Annotated in this window: 16 protein-coding genes and 3 pseudogenes; 18 read left to right on the top strand and 1 reads right to left on the bottom strand. The window is 60.4% G+C overall.

What is annotated here, in order from left to right; genetic code table 11:
- The first annotated feature begins 22 nt into the window (after positions 1 to 22).
- From AB870_RS26005 to AB870_RS24255, 5 genes and pseudogenes are all read left to right on the top strand, one after another.
- Positions 23 to 1,137, top strand: a pseudogene (locus tag AB870_RS26005) (IS3 family transposase).
- A 148-nt stretch (positions 1,138 to 1,285) separates the two neighbouring features.
- Positions 1,286 to 1,886: pseudogene (locus AB870_RS24270) on the top strand (recombinase family protein); the annotation flags it as partial.
- Between the two features lie 657 nt (positions 1,887 to 2,543).
- Positions 2,544 to 2,843, top strand: a complete 300-nt coding sequence (locus AB870_RS24265) for a hypothetical protein (RefSeq protein ID WP_047909196.1) — start codon at positions 2,544 to 2,546, stop codon at positions 2,841 to 2,843.
- A complete protein-coding gene (locus tag AB870_RS24260) occupies positions 2,827 to 3,540 on the top strand; it encodes a helix-turn-helix transcriptional regulator (RefSeq protein WP_053059762.1) in 714 nt (237 codons plus the stop codon). The genes AB870_RS24265 and AB870_RS24260 overlap by 17 nt, the downstream gene beginning before the upstream one ends.
- Positions 3,524 to 4,525, top strand: coding sequence for a fatty acid desaturase (locus tag AB870_RS24255; protein ID WP_047909195.1), 1,002 nt, complete (start codon positions 3,524 to 3,526; stop codon positions 4,523 to 4,525). The genes AB870_RS24260 and AB870_RS24255 overlap by 17 nt, the downstream gene beginning before the upstream one ends.
- A gap of 55 nt (positions 4,526 to 4,580) precedes the next feature.
- On the opposite strand, the gene AB870_RS24250 is transcribed toward AB870_RS24255, so the two are convergent.
- Positions 4,581 to 4,856: an Arc family DNA-binding protein gene (locus tag AB870_RS24250; protein WP_047909194.1), complete on the bottom strand. Its 276-nt coding sequence runs from the start codon at positions 4,854 to 4,856 to the stop codon at positions 4,581 to 4,583.
- A 399-nt stretch (positions 4,857 to 5,255) separates the two neighbouring features.
- Here AB870_RS24250 and AB870_RS24245 point away from each other — a divergent pair, with 399 nt between their 5' ends.
- From AB870_RS24245 to AB870_RS25995, 13 genes and pseudogenes are all read left to right on the top strand, one after another.
- Entirely contained in the window at positions 5,256 to 5,636 is a 381-nt protein-coding gene (locus AB870_RS24245) for a TrbC/VirB2 family protein (RefSeq protein WP_047909193.1), read from the top strand.
- Positions 5,633 to 5,932: a VirB3 family type IV secretion system protein gene (locus AB870_RS24240; protein ID WP_047909192.1), complete on the top strand. Its 300-nt coding sequence runs from the start codon at positions 5,633 to 5,635 to the stop codon at positions 5,930 to 5,932. The genes AB870_RS24245 and AB870_RS24240 overlap by 4 nt, the downstream gene beginning before the upstream one ends.
- 22 nt (positions 5,933 to 5,954) lie before the next feature.
- Entirely contained in the window at positions 5,955 to 8,594 is a 2,640-nt protein-coding gene (locus AB870_RS24235) for a VirB4 family type IV secretion/conjugal transfer ATPase (protein WP_047909389.1), read from the top strand.
- Complete coding sequence (locus AB870_RS24230) at positions 8,591 to 9,262, top strand: TrbJ/VirB5 family protein (protein ID WP_047909191.1); 672 nt, start codon at positions 8,591 to 8,593, stop codon at positions 9,260 to 9,262. Before AB870_RS24235 ends, AB870_RS24230 begins: the two co-directional genes overlap by 4 nt.
- 46 nt (positions 9,263 to 9,308) lie before the next feature.
- On the top strand, positions 9,309 to 9,518 hold the full coding sequence (locus AB870_RS24225) for a hypothetical protein (protein ID WP_047909190.1): 210 nt from the start codon (positions 9,309 to 9,311) through the stop codon (positions 9,516 to 9,518).
- Complete coding sequence (locus AB870_RS24220; protein WP_047909189.1) at positions 9,511 to 9,909, top strand: hypothetical protein; 399 nt, start codon at positions 9,511 to 9,513, stop codon at positions 9,907 to 9,909. Before AB870_RS24225 ends, AB870_RS24220 begins: the two co-directional genes overlap by 8 nt.
- A gap of 1 nt (position 9,910) precedes the next feature.
- Positions 9,911 to 10,771: a TrbL/VirB6 family protein gene (locus AB870_RS24215; RefSeq protein ID WP_047909188.1), complete on the top strand. Its 861-nt coding sequence runs from the start codon at positions 9,911 to 9,913 to the stop codon at positions 10,769 to 10,771.
- A complete protein-coding gene (locus AB870_RS24210; protein ID WP_047909187.1) occupies positions 10,768 to 11,442 on the top strand; it encodes a VirB8 family type IV secretion system protein in 675 nt (224 codons plus the stop codon). Before AB870_RS24215 ends, AB870_RS24210 begins: the two co-directional genes overlap by 4 nt.
- 63 nt (positions 11,443 to 11,505) lie before the next feature.
- Positions 11,506 to 12,327 (top strand): P-type conjugative transfer protein VirB9, encoded by an 822-nt coding sequence (gene virB9 / locus AB870_RS24205; protein WP_047909186.1) that lies wholly within the window; start codon positions 11,506 to 11,508, stop codon positions 12,325 to 12,327.
- 1 nt (position 12,328) lies between these two features.
- Positions 12,329 to 13,549, top strand: a complete 1,221-nt coding sequence (locus tag AB870_RS24200) for a TraB/TrbI/VirB10 family type IV secretion system protein (RefSeq protein WP_047909185.1) — start codon at positions 12,329 to 12,331, stop codon at positions 13,547 to 13,549.
- Between the two features lie 10 nt (positions 13,550 to 13,559).
- Entirely contained in the window at positions 13,560 to 14,582 is a 1,023-nt protein-coding gene (gene virB11, locus AB870_RS24195) for a P-type DNA transfer ATPase VirB11 (RefSeq protein ID WP_047909184.1), read from the top strand.
- Between the two features lie 61 nt (positions 14,583 to 14,643).
- Positions 14,644 to 15,588 (top strand): annotated as a pseudogene (locus AB870_RS26000) (lytic transglycosylase domain-containing protein); the annotation flags it as partial.
- Between the two features lie 63 nt (positions 15,589 to 15,651).
- Complete coding sequence (locus AB870_RS25995) at positions 15,652 to 16,263, top strand: hypothetical protein (RefSeq protein WP_084664378.1); 612 nt, start codon at positions 15,652 to 15,654, stop codon at positions 16,261 to 16,263.
- The last annotated feature ends 39 nt before the right edge of the window (positions 16,264 to 16,302 follow it).

Below are 16,302 nucleotides of genomic sequence, written 5' to 3'. Positions count from 1 at the left end.
CCAAACGGGGCGAGGAGTCGCCATGAAACGCTCGAGATTTACCGAAGAGCAGATCGCCTTTGCACTGCGACTGGCCGAGAGCGGCACGCCGGTGGTCGACGTCTGTCGGCAAATTGGTGTGTCGGAGGCAACCTTCTACACATGGAAGAAGAAGTACGCCGACTTCGGCGTAAGCGAGATGCGCAAGCTCAAGCAGCTCGAAGATGAGAACGCACGCCTACGGCGTATCGTCGCCGACCTGACGCTCGATAAGCAGATCCTGCAAGAGGTGGTGCGAAAAAAAAGTCTGAAGGCCGCCAAACGGCGCGAGCTGGCGGCTTGGATGCAAGAGCGCTTTCAGATCAGCGTGCAACGTTCCTGCGCGCTGGCGTTGCTACAGCGTTCGACTTGGTACGCGAAGAGTCATGCGCGAGATCAAAGTGCGCTGCGCCAACGCATCCGGGACATCGCCTTAAGTCGCCCGCGGTTTGGCTACCGGCGGGTGCTGGTGATGTTGCATCGCGAGGGCTGGGAGGTGGGCAAAAAGCGCATCTATCGGCTCTACAGCCTGGAGGGGTTGCAGTTGCGGATGAAGGTCAAGCGCCGCAAACGCATCGCCCTGCTGCGAGGCAAGCCGCCGGTGCCTACCGGACCGAATCAGCACTGGAGCATGGACTTCGTTCATGATCAGATGCTTGATGGGCGCCGCTTTCGCATTCTGTCATCGATCAATGGAGTCGCGAGAGTGTCTGTCTGGAGGCCAACTTTCGACAGACCGGCCGTGCGGTTGGCCAAGCACTGGATCGTTCTGCGCTCCTTCGTGGATGGCCCGAATCCATCACCGTGGACAACGGCACAGAGTTCACCTCCCGCGCTCTAGACGACTGGGCATACCGGCGTGGGGTGAAACTCGACTACACACGCCCCGGTAAGCCGACCGATAATGGACTGATCGAGTCTTTCAATGGTCGATTGCGTGATGAATTCCTTAACGTGCATGAATTCGTCACGCTATACGACCTCCGAGAAAAAATGACGGCTTGGCAGCACGACTACAACCATCATCGTCCCCACAGCTCGCTCGGCCATCTGACCCCAAGCGAGTTCGTCCAAAAGTGGTCAGTACAACCCAAAGGGGCAGCCCCTCTCCAGTTTTAAACTGTCCAGTTTCCGGGGACACGTCACTCAAAATTATTAGGCAGTTCGCTTTGAGTATGCCTTTAACGAACTGACAAACTTTGGTACTGTTTGAGTGATCGCGCAAAGCCTAATGAGACCAGTTCGCCCATTTGACCCTAACAGGACCATGACCACCTTCGTTCGCGCTTACCTGCGCGCTTCCACCAACGAGCAGGATGCCCGCAGAGCCCAGCATACGCTGGACACTTTTGCGCATGAACGCGGCGTGGTGATATGTGGCTACTACGCCGAGAATGAATCGGGCGCTCGCTTGGATCGACCCGCGCTATTCCGCTTGCTGGCAGATTGCCGCCCACATGACGTGCTGCTGGTGGAAGACGTAGATCGGCTCTCGCGTCTTCCCGCTCAGGAGTGGGAAAAGTTAAAAGGGCTGATCCGTGAGCGCGAGGTACGCGTGGTGGCTGTGAATGTGCCGACCACATGGCAGCACCTGGCACCCAGCCAATACGAATTTGATGCGCGGATGTTCGGCGCGATCAACGACATGCTCATGGATATGCTCGCTGCCATTGCGCGCCGGGACTACGAGCAACGCCGCGAACGGCAGGCGCAAGGCATTGCCAAGGCCAAGATGGCTGGCAAGTATCTCGGCCGTCAGGTGGACCACACGCGGTATGGTGTCATCAATCGCTTACTGGCCAGCGGAAGTTCGTGGTCTGTCGTACAACGGACCATCGGTTGCAGCCGAAGCACGATCAGCCGTGCGATCCGGTACGGTGAGCGCAACACGAAACCGACGGCGCCGGAACTTGGCGCTGTACCGCTGACCGATGCGTAAGTGTCGGGCTGAAGTTCCATGTCGAGAACAGAAGCAAGTTCACCCATGCAAAGTCAGGATGGCCGGGCAATGCGTGATTTTAGTAGCATATCCATATATATAGATATATATACATTGCAGCTGTGGCGCGTTTGAAGCCTTCCCGTGCATTTGGGGGGAGGCAAACAGGGCGGCGTCGCATTCGATGGTTTCTGTGGGTTTCGGCGTGTTCGGGCAAATGCCTATGATAATTAATGTTAGCTACTGACAGCTTCTGATCCATCAAATCTGCCAAGTCGTCACATCTGCCGCGCCGGGAGCGTTAGAGTGTGACAGATGAACCTGAGACGCAAACTGCCGATAACCGTGAAAAGTTGTCTGACTATCGGGTGCCCGGCGTGTAACGCAGTCATCCGCGATCTTTGGGAAGCCATTCAAGAAGGTGAAGCGCAGGGAATGCTGTGCCCCGAATGCGCAACGAACTTCACGGTGCTTCTGCGTGAATGCCCCCAGTGCGCGAGTGACGACGTGGCGACGTCGATGACTGGAGGAGGTTTTCCAGCTTTCGCATGCGCTACGTGCGGGTTCAAGTCTGTGGACGAAGACGATGAAGAACTTGATCTATGAGAGTTCTGTTCATACAGAGGGCGAAGCGGTGTGTCTGCGCCTATACCAGGTGATTGACGACTTTGTTCTTGAGCGCCGCTTGGTTCAGGCTGACGCGATGACGTTGGTGCAGCTATTTCCCATTAGCTCACGAAGCGAACTGCGCAAGTTTGCCCAAGCCGATAGCTACTATACCGTCTTAAAACCGCTGTATGACGAAGTGGTTAAGCATATTGAGGCGTGTTACAGATCGCCGTATACGGGTTTGCGTAGTGGGCCGATGAATGGACGACTACTTTGAAAGGATCCAGAGTGCTGCGGATGAGGTTGCCCTGTTGCCACTCATTAGGGAAGGGACCGCTGCGCGGCACGCGGAGTGGTTTGTTTTTGCCTCGCTGCACCCTGTGGATCAATCCGTTGAACGCTCGACGCACCGGTTTTTGATCGGCTGCCGCCCAGAATGGTGCCAGCTGTACAACGCGAACCGCTGGTATCTTACAGATCCGTGCCTCAACTACGCGCGGTCCAATACGCTACCTGTCCAAGGCAGCCATCTTCCATTGCATACCGCTGGCCAGAGAAAGATGATCGAGGTGGCGGCCGATTATGGTTTCCGTAGCGCCTATATTGTTCCCGCCCATGCCAGCGATAAAGGACGCATAGGGGTGCTGTATCTGGGCTCCAGCGAGGCCGTCAGTATTGGCGAACCGAAGCTGAGGGAAGGAAGGGCCTTTTTCAGACTCCTCGCGTTAGAGCTTCTTGACTGGTCTTGTCGGAGCTATCGGGAAGAGGTTTTGATGGACTGCGGTTTAACAGAACGCGAGCTCTCGATCGTCGCATATGTCAAGGACGGTTTCAACGCGGAGCAAATCGCCCGGGAGCTGAGCGTTTCCGCGACTACCGTCTACCGGCTTTTTTCGCATATCAACAGAAAAACGGGTGCTGCAAATATCTTTGCCGCGGTGAGATTCGCAGAAGAAAATGGCTTGTTTGCGTGACGTTCGCGGTGGCTTCTGGCTAGCCTTGAGTGTGCCAGCCATTGCGCTCAGTTCGTTTGTTTGCGATCGCCCCTGGATATTCGTGCTTATGGTGGTCGTCGCGATCCCGCTGTTTGACGCGCTAATCGGCCGCACTGAGCGCGTCGGCGGCGCACCGCTCGCCGAAGTCAGCGCGGGAATTCCCGTTATGTTCATCTGCATGTGGGGCATGACGCTGCTGGTGGCGGTGGCGCGTGCCAGCACGGCGCACCTGGCAAATTGGGCGGGATTGGCGCTCGGCACGGGCGCGCTAAGTGCGTTTGCCATGGCGCACGCTCACGAGGCCATGCACCGGCATAGTCGTGTGTCGAGAGCGTTCGCTGACGTCACTTTTGTGCTCGCGGGATACCCGCACTATCAAATGGCCCACCATCTCCACCACGCACATGTGGGCGACGCTCGGTTTGGGTCGACCGCGCCGGCCGGCGTGTCCGTGTGGCGGCATGTGGTGCCTTCTTTTCTTACCGCGCTTCGCTCTGCTACCGCAGCGGAGGAACAGCGTGTCTCTCATGCTTTGCAAAACAGGGTGATCACACGCAGCATCGTGTGGGGCGCTGCGCTGGTTGCCTTCTCGCTATATGGCGGGTGGAAAAGCGGAGCTCTCTTCGCGACGCAGGGTGTTGTGTCTGCCTTTGTGGTTGAGGTGATCGGCTACATCCAGCACTACGGCCTCAGCACCGAAGTCTCAGCGGAACATGTGGCGTGGGAGGTTGACTATTGGCTGTCGAACCGCTTGCTCGTCAACAACGGGCTACATGAACATCACCATCTCAAGGCAACGACGCCGTATAACCAACTGCGCGCGAGAGGGGCATCGCTCCCAGGTGGCTATCTCCATATGTTTTGCCTCGCGCTCATCCCACCGATGTGGTTCGCGATGATGGGACCAAAACTCGCCACGAAGCGTCCTTTAGTACAAAAGTACCTCGTTGACAAGACGAAGTGAGGGGCTTGAGTTCGCCAGGCTGGTTGGGAGACAGTGGGGTCATGCATGGAAGTGGCTATTTAGTGCCACGCCCCGAGGCAATTTGCACCATACGCTCAGCAAGCGTCGTCAGCTCAGCGGGCGTCATGACCTCGGCCAATGTCATTTTCGAGACGGTGTCGTAAAGCTGATGGGTCTCGGCAGACGCGCCAACACTGAGTTGGGGAAACGTCGTTTCCAGGCGGGCGACCAACTCGGCATTCAAAGGGCGGCGGTTCTTTTCGGCCGCGGCTTTCACCGCCTCATAGAGGGCCCAAGGCAGGCGGTATTGAGAGCGGTGGGTATCTTCCATGCGTCTATTTGACACTGCCGAGGCACTGACGTATAGTGACTGTAAGTCACTTGATAGTGACTAAAATATGGAGGCGGAATGGAGGAGGTCATTCGTTCGCAGTATCGCATTCCGAGGGCGCTCCATGACTGGTTGGTCACGCGGGCCAAGGACGAACAGCGTTCGAGAAATGCGCAACTCGTTGTTGAACTGAGGGCGCGTATGCAGGCCGCTGCTGAACCGCCATCACCGGCTCAGCCATATCCCGACGATAGGATCAACAGATAGCAAGAGCATCAAAAGCGCGCTCCAACGATAGTCAATATAAATAGGTGTACATATTAAAAACCTGGGCCAACAGCGAATGAGGAGCGGCTGACCTAGCATTTTTCTGATGCAATTCACAATTGGGTGAACGCTATGAAAGAGCAGGGAACTCGGAAACAGGAACAGGGGGAAATCGATACGACCCCCACTGACAAAGTCGACAGGGCGCTCGCGCTGACAGTGAACATCCTGGTCGTCGCCTTCGTGTTGCTTCCCGGGTTGGCCAACGCCCAAAGCGCCGGCGGTGGCGCATTCGATGGCATCACGCAATTCCTGAAGTCGATTACGCAACTGCTCATCTACGAGTGGGGCTACTACATCGGCATCATCACGCTCGCGATCCAGGGCTACCGCTGGAAAACAGGCCGCATCGACATGATGACGCTCGGTGGCTGGGGCCTAGGCATCGGACTCGTGTTCTTCGCGCCGAACATCGTGTCCGACCTTAAAAGCCGTGCCGGGGGCTCGGTATGAGCCAGGACGCGCCGCTTCTCGACGAAGGGGAGCCGCTTGTCGCGGCGATGACCCGTCCCACCATGGTCGGCGGCCTCACGCTGGCGAGCCTCGCGATGAGTTTTTATTTCCCGGGCATGGCCGCGTTGATCACGCGCTCGCTCTGGGCGGCGGCATTGATTCCCGTCTTGTTGCTGATCAGCTATCTGGTTTGCCTCAAAGATGTGTACCTGTTCGACATTCTGTCGGCCGCCACCCATTTGAAAGCGTGTCCGAACCAAAGGCTTTGGGGGTGCCGACGCTATGCGCCTCGCTGACGTGCTCAAAGCCAAGTTCGACATGTCGCTGTCGATGCCGGTCCCGCCCGGGGCCAGTGCCGACGCGAGGGAAATGGCGCTGAGCGACATGGTCCCGTACACCGTGCACTACGATGACGAGACCGTTATCACCCAGGATGACGGTCTGGTGCAGGTCATCAAGGTGGACGGCCTGTACTTCGAGTCGCTGAGCGCCGAGCAGATCCGTCAGTTCGAGTCCCGACGTAATACCGTGCTGCGCTCGATCGCCAACAGCGACCGGGGCATCTACGTCCATCTGATTCGCCGCAAGGTGAACCAGTATCCGGCAGGCGAGGGCGGGACCTGGTTCGCCCGCATGTTCAATGCGGCCTGGCGCGAGCGCTATCGCCAGCGCTCGTTCTACGTGAACGAGATTTACATCTCGATCGTTCGCAATCGCTTTCGCCACGGTGCGCCCGGCGTGCTCGATCGCCTGTTCTCGCTGGTCTCAGGCGAGAAGCTCACGCAAGACGATCTGGCCTCGTTCGAGGAACAGGCCAAGGACGTTCATGAGGCGTCTAACTTTGTGGTGCAGACGCTGGCGGCCTATGGCGCGCACAAGCTGCGTGTTCAGCGCCGGCCACAGTGGGTGAGTGACACCGTGAGTGCGGCCGAAGCGCGCGTCGCGATCGAGCGGTTCAAACTCGACTGGCACAAGTTCGTGACGGATCTCGGCCAGCGCGAGACCTATGGCCGTGACGAAGTGCTCGACTATCTCGGGGAAGACTACACCGAGATCGGGGCGTTTCTGCACTACCTGATCAACCTTGAAGACGGGCGCGTGCCCGTGACCGAGCTGCCGCTTGATCGCACGCTGGCCGTCTCGTGGGTCGATTTCAAGATGGTCGGCAACATGATGGCCATCGAGAACCTCAGCGGCACGCGCGCTGCTGCGATGTTGAGCATGGCCGAGTGGCCGGCGCGCACGCCCTCGCGCATGCTCGACGAATTTTTGCAGCAGCCGGTCGAGTACATCATCACGCAATCGTTCTTCTTTACCGACCGCATCAGCGCGGAGCACGACATGCGCCAAGAGCGCCGGCGCCTGGCGGTCAACGATCACGAGGGCGTGGCCGAGGAAGACAAGGACGAGATCACCCGGGGGCTACAAGACCTCACGCGCGGTCGCTCGGTCAACGGCCTGCATCATTTGACCATGCTGGTGCATGTCCCGGCCACCGTGAAGCTCGTCGATGCCCTTGATAACCGACGTGAAACGATAGCCGAGCTCGATGCCGCCGTCGGCTTGCTCAAGAAGGCATTTGTGAATCTCGGCGTGAAGCCCGTGCGCGAATGGTTCGCCCTGGAAACGTTCTTCTGGGCGCAACTGCCGGGTCAGGCGCAACACTTCATGGGCCGGCGCGGCAAGATCAAGTCGGGCAACTTCGCCGGCTTTGCGTCGTTGCACAACTTTGCGGTGGGCAAGATCGACGGGAACCTGTGGGGGCCGGCCATCATGCCATTCGAGACCGAAAGTGGCACGGCCTACTACTTCAATTTCCATCGCGAGATGGAGGGGATGGTGGCTGGCCATTTCGCTCTCACGGCAGACACCGGCGCGGGCAAGACCACGCTGCTGGCCGCGCTGGTGACCATGGCCGACAAAGCGTTGCCGCGCGTGTTCTGGTTCGACAACCGAGAAGGCGCCAAGGTGTTCATGTGCATGATGGGCGGGCGGCATACGACGCTCTCCGTGCAGGGCACAACCGGATGGAACCCGTTCAGGCTGCCTGACACGCCCGAGAACCGTGCCTATCTGGTCGAGCTGCTCACGCTGATGCGCACCTGCTACGGTGGCAAGCTGGTCGCCGACGACATTGACCGCTTCAAGTCGGCGGTGACCGAGAACTACGAACTGCCCGTCGAAGACCGCCGTCTGCGCAACGTGGTCTGGTGCTTTGGCCAGGGCGAGCTCGCCAAAGACATGCGCGTGTGGCACGGCGCCAACGGCGTTGCGGGGGCGAATGCGGGTGTCTTCGATAACGAGACCGACAACATCGATTTGAGTACGTGCCGGCATTACTGCTACGAGATGCGGCAACTGATCAAGGATGGGGTGGCCCGCCCGGAATTGCCCGTGGTGCTGAGCTACCCGTTTCATTGCATCGAGCAGTCGATGAACGGCGAGCCGTTCATCATCGTGCTCGAGGAAGGACAGAATCTCGTCAAGCACGCCTACTGGCGGGAAAAGATCGACAGCTACATCATGCAGATTCGCCGCAAGAACGGCATTCTCGGTTTCGTCACCCCCGACGCCAAATTTCTTTACAGCGAAACCGATTCGATCAAGAAGCAGACGGCGACCAAGCTTTACCTGCCCAACGGCAACGCGAGTCGCGCGGACCTGATCGACGAGCTCGAGCTCACGCCCGCCGAGTACGACTTTATTCGGGACACACCACCGGAAGCCTACAAGTTCCTGATCCGGCGCGGCAACGAGTCGATCCGGGCGGTGTTCGATCTGTCAGACCTGCCGGAGTTTATTCCGGTGCTTTCCTCGAACGATAAGGGTGTCGCGCTCATGCACGAGCTTATGCGTGAGTTCGGCACCGAAGACCCCGAGGTCTGGGGGCCGGTGTTTATGGAACGCGCGCTGGCGCGCAACACGCACAACCTCACGAGCAAAGGAGCACGCGCATGAAAAACGCTCTCGTGGCATTCACCGTTGCGGTTGCTGGGGCATCACTCGGAATCTCCGCGCCCGCGCTCGCGGGTGGCATTCCGACGTTCGACGAGGCGACGGTGCTTCAGTTGCAACAGCAGTTCAAACAGTTGGAGCAGCAATACGAAACGCTCAAGAGCCAGTATGCGGCGATCACGGGCACCTACGGCCGCGGGCAAATCGGCCTGAGCGATGCCCTGAATGCGGCGTCGGTGGTGCCGGGCTCGTGGCAGGAAGTCGTCGCGCAGCAGCAAAGCGGTGCGTTCGCCGCGAAGCAGGCCGATTACGAGAAGCTCATCCAAACGATGCCGCAGGATGTTTTTGCCAATCCTCAGGCGCAGGACGCCACGTCGTACAAGATGAGCACCGATGCCGTGCGTGCCGCGCTCGCCGGTGGCGACACGCTGTATTCGGAAGTCCAGACGCACCTGAACAATCTGGCAAGCCTGAGCCAGCAGATCGACGTCACCACGAACATCAAGGACGCGCAGGATCTGCAAAACCGCATTTCGAGCGAGAACGGCATGTTGCAGAGCGCGATGGCCAAGCTCAATGCGATGAACATGAACCTGCAAGCGAACATGGTGAACCAGCAGAACCAGGCGACGGCCGCGACGCAGAAGTATTTCCGCCGCTCCGGACAGTAAGCCGTCCTCGCCTGTGAGACACAACAGCCAACAAGGGGTCGCCATCATGAAATTTTTCGCTTTTCTGCCCGCGATCGTGCTGACGTGGCCAATGATCCTGCTCGTCAGGAAGAGTTGGCGTCTGTTCATGATGCTGGTTCTCGCAGCACTCCTGTCGGGCTGCGCGAGCACATCGAACAAGTTCGACAAGTCGCCGTGTGCCTGCGAATTCAACCGGCTCAACACGGGCAGCTTCGGAGGGACGACCCATGCGTAGCGTCTGGATGGTCGTATCTGGCTTTGCGATGGCTGTGGCCATCGGCGGGGCGGTGTACTACCTCCTTCCGAGGCAGTCAGCGGAACCGGACGCCGGCGCTTTCAGCGTACCGCCCCAACCATCGAATGACAGCCGTGTACTTGTCGTGCCAGCTGACAATCCGCTGCTGACCGCTAGTCGAGGGCAATTGGGCCGGTGGGTTCCGCTTTATCCCATCCGCTGCGGGGAAATTCTCTTCGAAAATGCCGATCCCACGGCGCGAAACTTCACATTTTGCATTGGCGAAATACGCAACCGTGTTGCCCACTATACCGGCGCGTCAATCAGTCGTAACGACGTGCTTGATCCTCGGGTCAAGGCGCATTGGCAAGAAGTGATGGGAGCGAAATAGGATGGCCAATATGACCTTACAGGGCTTGGTGGGGGCTGCGGACGGGGTCACCCAATCGTTTCTGTCGCAAACGTACCCGGCCATCGCAGATGCAATCTCGACTCCGCTTTACTTCGCTGCCGTGCTCTATTGGGCGATCTTTGGCTACCAGGTTTATGCCGGATATGCCAGCTTCCAGTGGAAAGACTTCCTCGCGAAATGCGTCATGACGGTGGCGGTATTCGGCACGCTCAGCTGGGGCGGTCTGGCACAGAAGCTCTACAACGCCTTCGTGTCGTTCATGGAGAGCACCGCGGCAACGATTATGGCCGGGCAGCCCACGGCCTCGATGCTTGATGCGTTGTATAGCAATGTGGATGCCGTTTCTACACGGCTTCGTGCATTGGACTTCTATCAATTCGCCATGATCTGTGACGGCATTTTTCTGTTCGCCTTGAACTCCCTTCTGTTTGTTCTCGCGCTCGTCTATATGACCATCGCCAAGTTTGGGCTGGCGATCACGATGGTGCTTTGCCCCTTGTTTATCGGTTTTCTGATGTTTCCGCAAACGCGACAGTGGTTCATGAACTGGCTGAGCATGATGCTGAATTTCTGCTTCATCTACATCCTGGTCATCGCCATTGTTCGCTTCGGTTTTATAGCCTTTGGCGATGCCATCGCGACGGCGGGAATGGTCGCGCAGTCTGAAAATTTGGCAACCAGTGAGCAAACCGCTCAGCTCGTCCTCGTGGAAGGCGTCTTGATCTTGTTCATGCTGGGCGTTCGCGGGTGGGCGTCGGCCCTTGCGGGTGGTGCTTCGTCGTCGACTGGCGTGTTGATGATGATCATGCGCATGGTGCTCTCGAAAGGGGCGGCCAGATGAATTTCGGACGTGGCACGGTCAAAGGCGACGCCAATACCCAAAATTTGCAACTGGGCGGCTCGAACAAGCTCAAGCAGGAGCGAAACCGCGCCTATTTGTTCATCGGTCTGCTGCTCTTCGTCGTCGGTGGCATGGCGAGCGCGATTACGGTGCTTGCCAGCATCCACACCGTCATCCCCGTCGTGTCGGTGATGGATGCCAACGGTCATGTACTCAAACAACAGGTGGTGGACCGGGAGACGATCACCGCACAGGAGAGCTTCGTTCAGAGCCAGGTGTACGACTTCATCATGGACTGCAACACTTTCGATCCGGCATGGCGTCAGCGCTTTGCCGATCTGTGCCGGCTGCACGCCACGCCCGACGTGGCGCGCCAGTACGACGCGGAAACCGCTGCGGAGAACCCGCAAAACCCCTACTACCTGGTCGGGCAGGGGGGCCGACGTTACCCCAAGATCACCGGCATCACCTCGCTGGGCAAAGATGCGTATCAGGTGTCGTTCCAGTCGATTACCGAGAAAGCCGGCACCGAGCCGAAGACCGAGTACTACACCGCGCTGGTGCGCTACACCTTCACGTTCAAACCGCTCGCGCTGGGCGATCGCTGGGAAAACGCGCTGGGCTTCGCCGCGACGGCGTATCGCAAGGATCAGGAACTGAGCCGACAGTAATCGGCGCCAATTATCGACGTCAACGACCGGCACCCGTCATCGAATTCAGCAAGGACACCGTCCATGAAACCCAACGCTGCTTCCCTCGCGCTTGTTCTTCTGGCCAGTGTCTGCGTGCCGCTGGCGCTGCTGGCACCACTGACGCCGGCCCCGGCGTGGGCGGCCAAGAAGCCGAAACAGCTGGTGACCGACGATCGCGTGAAACAGGTGGCCTACGATCCGAATCAGGTCTATGAGTTGGTCGGCACGTATGGCTATCAGACCTCGATCGAATTCGCCGACGATGAGACTGTCAAGGTCGTGACCGTGGGCGACTCGATCGCCTGGCAGACGGTGCCGTACCAGAACCGCCTTTTCATAAAGGCGGTCGAGCCCAATGCGGCCACCAACCTGACCGTGATCACGGACAAGCGCACGTATTACTTCAAGCTCATGAGCGCAAAAAGCCGCGCTTCGCAGACCTTCCTGGTGCGCTTCATCTATCCGAATACCAACACCGGCTTGGCGGGTGGGGTGGATGGGATGGGCGGGGCGGGCCGATCGAACCACGGCTTCGACCCGGCGAAGCTCAATCTCGACTACGGCACGTCAGGCAATAAGTCGGCCATCCGGCTGACGCGCGCCTTCGATGACGGCCAATTCACTTACTTCCTGTTCGACGCGAACGCCGAGATCCCCACGGTGTACACCGTGGGGCCGGACGGGACCGAGTCCATCGTCAACACGCGGCGCGAGGGCGCGTACCTGGTGGTCGAGCGCACGGCGAGCCTTTTCACGTTGCGCAATGGCGACGCGTATCTGTGCGTGCAGAACAACGCCAATCCGTATCAGCGCACGGTCAGTGGGCCGGTAAGCGATCCAACGCATCCTGGAGGGGGAAACTGACATGAGCGACCCTGCCAGACAACCTGAGGAGGACCGCGAGGCGGCCGTGCGCGAGTGGGAACAGCACCACAATCACTCGCTGGTGGCCGATGGCCGCAAGAAGAAGGCGGGCGGCATCGCCATGGTCGCAGTCGCGGCGGCCGTGCTCGGTGCTGCCGGGTACATCAAGCACGTCAGTAGCGAACCGGCGAAGCCGGCGGGTAACAGCGAGCTGAGCATTGCCGAGCGTAAGCCGGTACCGAAACTCAAGGATCAGGAGGTGGCGGGCGTACCGGTGGCGCCATCCGCACCCGCCGCGCCGGCCGCAGTGGCCACAACGCCGGCGAGCGCGACGCCAGGCGATGACCCGATGGCCGCCCAGCGCGAACAGATGGCAATGCAACGGCAGGAACAGGCACGCCGCATGCTCGAAGCGCGTATGAAGTCGGCCATCATCGCGCCGAACACCAACAACCAGGCGGCGGGCGTGCGCGGCGACGCAGGGCAGACGCATGCCGGCACACTTGGCACCGGTGGCGGCGCGCAAGACCCGAATTCGCGCTTCGCGCGAGCGGTCTCGGGCAATGGCGTTGCCGTCAGTCAGGCAAAGCAGATCGAGAACCTGCCCTATAAAATCTTGCAAGGCAAGCTCATCGAGGCCGTGCTGGAGCCGCGCGCGATCTCCGATTTGCCCGGCATGGTGTGCGCGACCGTGCAGCGCGACGTGTACGGCACGCAGGGCCGGCACAGGCTGATTCCCTGGGGTTCGCGCGTGTGCGGCGTGTATAGCGCCGAAGTGCGCAAGGGGCAGGACCGGCTGTTCGTGATCTGGAACACGGTGCGCCGGCCCAATGGCGTCGAGGTGGCGCTCGATAGCGCCGGTGCCGACCAGCTCGGCACAGCCGGAATGGGCGGCCGGGTGGACACGCATTTTGCGGAGGTCTTCGGCATGTCCGCGCTGCTGTCGATCATCGGTGCGGGCGCGGCGACCGTCGGGGTCAATCCTGTCGATCAGTACAACTCGGCGGCCGCCTATCGGCAGTCCGTGCAGCAGGCGGCTGCGCAAACCTCGCAGTCGGTGCTCCAGCCGTATATCAACATTGCGCCCACCATCACCGTGCCGGCCGGCTCGCGCGTGCGCATTTACGTGAACAAGGATCTCGATTTCACGCCGGTCTATCAGGCAGATATCGATGCCGCCCGCGCCGCCGCCAGGCATGGCGGCGTGACGTTCATCCAGTGAGGGCCGGCTCATGTCACAGATCGCTTCGTTTCGCGCCAAGCTCTCGCTGCTCACCGGCTATCTCGATGATCCGGGCATCACCGAAATCGCCATCAATCGGCCCGGGGAAGTGTGGATCGGCCGGCAGGGTCAACGCTATATGCAGCACGCCGATGTGCCCGAGCTGAACTACCGGCTGCTCGAGTCGCTGGCCGAGGTGACCGCCGCGTACACCAATCAGGAAACCGATCGGGAGCGCCCACTGCTGGCGGCCACGATGCCGATCAATCTGGCGGAGGGCGTCGATGACACCGAGCGCGGCGGCTACCGCGTGCAGGTCGTGCGCCCGCCGGCTGTCGAGGAAAAGACCATCGCGCTGTGTATTCGCAAGCCTACGCTGCTCGATATCGGTCTGGACCAATACCGCGAGCAGGGTGCGTTCGACTGCGTGAACGAGACGCTCGAGGACGGCGATGATTCGGACGAACGGCTGCGGGAACTGTACCAGGGACGCAAGTGGGAAGCATTTTTGCGCGGCGCGGTTCGAGCGCACAAGAACATTGTGATCTCGGCCGGTGCGAACGCCGGCAAGACCACGTTGCTTAACGCCCTGCTCAAAGAGATTCCCCAGCACGAGCGCATCGTGACGATTGAAGACGCACGCGAAATCCGGCCGCGCCAGCGCAACTGTCTGCACCTGCTGTATTCGCGTGGCGGGCAGGGCGTGGCTCGCGTCACGGCTGTGGAGCTCCTCGAAGCGATGCTGCGCCTCACACCCGACCGGCCCATCATGGGCGAGCTGCGCGGTGCGGAAGCGTATGCCTATCTCGAGCTGCTTAACTCCGGGCACTCCGGCTCAATCACGACGATTCATGCCGACAGCCCACGCCTGATGTACGAGCGCCTTTCGCAAATGGTGATGCGCTTCGGTGCGGCGATGAGCCGCGACCAGATTATTGCGTATGCGAAATCGCTGATTCAGGTAGTGGTCCAGTTTAAGCGCGCTGCGGATGGCCGCCGCTACGTCTCGGAGATCCTCTATGAAGGCGCTTAACGGGAAGGCGATAGCGGCGGGCAGGCTCACCGTCTTCGCTGTTGTCGCGGTGTTGGCCGTGATGCCTATGCTGCCTATGCTACTTATCCTGCTGCCGCTCACCGCCCGTGCGCAGACGCCGGCACAGGCCCAGCCGCAGGCGACGTTGCTCGAGACCCCATTCGAGACCCTCGCTGCGCAGTGCGCCCCGGACGTCCACCCGTCCACGCTGCGGGGCGTGGTGAGCACGGAATCCTCGGGCAACCCTTACGCCATCGGCGTGGTGGGCGCGCGCCTCGTGCGCCAGCCGCGCAGTCTGGCCGAAGCCGTCGCCACGGCCCGCGCGTTGGCGCGGCAGGGCTTCAATTTCTCGATGGGGCTAGGGCAGGTGAATCGCGGCAACCTCGCCCGGTACGGCGAAACCTACGAAACGGTGTTCGATCCATGCCGCAACCTGAAGGCGGGCGGCGCCATTCTGAAGGATTGCTATGCGCGGGCGAGGGCGCTAATTCACGACGAGCAGCACGCCTTGCGCGCCGCATTCAGCTGCTATTACTCGGGCAATTTTGCACGCGGCTTCCGACCGGACAAAGCGGGGCAGCCCAGCTACGTGCAGAAGGTCGTGGCAAACGCCACTGATGCGGTCCCACCGATTCCGGTGGTGCCGGCGGTTGTGCAGCAAAGCACCGATGGGCCGATTCCGGTTCGGCCGGCGGCCCGCGCTGCTGGGTCGGCTGTGGGGGCTGCCAAGCCTGCCGTTGCGCCGCCGCAATGGGTCTTCTTCGCGGACGCACCAACGCACGAAGAGCAGGCCACGCCCTCGCCAGCCGGAACGCCCGATAGCCATGCGGTGCGAGTCCGACGGGTGACGCGAGGGGCGGAGGGTTCTGAAGGCGCGGAAGACACGCCTGCTGCTGACGCGGCCCGACCAGAAATCGGCTCGACGCGCAAGGCGCAAGCCGTGGCGACAAAGCGCGCGCCGGCGAACGGCGTTCAGAAGGAAGCCTCCTTCGTACAGTTTGCGAATTGGGCGACGTGTGGCCCAAAGACAGCTCACTTGGTTCGCGTGTGGAAATCAGGAGACAACGCGATGAAGAATTGGCTTATCGCACTGCTCGTCGTGGGCGCTGCCGCCTCCGCCCACGCTTCCGACTATGGGTGCAAAGTGCTGTTGTGTCTGGCGAATCCGGCATCGAACGGTGGCCCCCAAGGGGTCGCCGAATGCGTGGCGCCGATCGACCAGCTCTACCACGATCTGGACAAGGGCCGGCCATTTCCAACGTGCGACCTCGCGGACGGCAACGACGGTGGCAGCTATGCCCGCCAAGTCTACGACCCCTACGATCCATGTCCTCCGCCGTTGCAGCCGGCCACACGCGGCGCCTATGTGGTGCAGGGGCGGCGCAATGTTGGCAGCGGCGGGAGTGGCCGGGGCGGCACCGGCGGGAATGAATGGGTCGGCAGCGGGGGGTACACGCTGAGCGGTCAACCGCAGGTGTCTGAGTTGCAGAGTGGCCAGAGTGGCGGCGGGGTAGGTCCGCAGGCCTGCGTCGGTAAGCCGGTCGGCACCTATACCGTTGGCAGCTATGACGATAGCGTCACGATCAACGTGTTCGAGCAGGTGCTCTGGCAGCCGGCACAGAATCCGCGCGCCATTGACGTCTTCATTAACAACGTTTGGCAACAGCGCGTGCGCTGGTGACCGAGAAAGAGAGAGAGAGAGGAGGAGTGATGCGTCGAT

The sequence above is a fragment of the Pandoraea faecigallinarum genome (assembly GCF_001029105.3).
Taxonomy (GTDB): domain Bacteria; phylum Pseudomonadota; class Gammaproteobacteria; order Burkholderiales; family Burkholderiaceae; genus Pandoraea; species Pandoraea faecigallinarum.
Note: the sequence above shows the minus strand (reverse complement) of the source record. Positions and strands in the feature narration are given on the sequence as shown.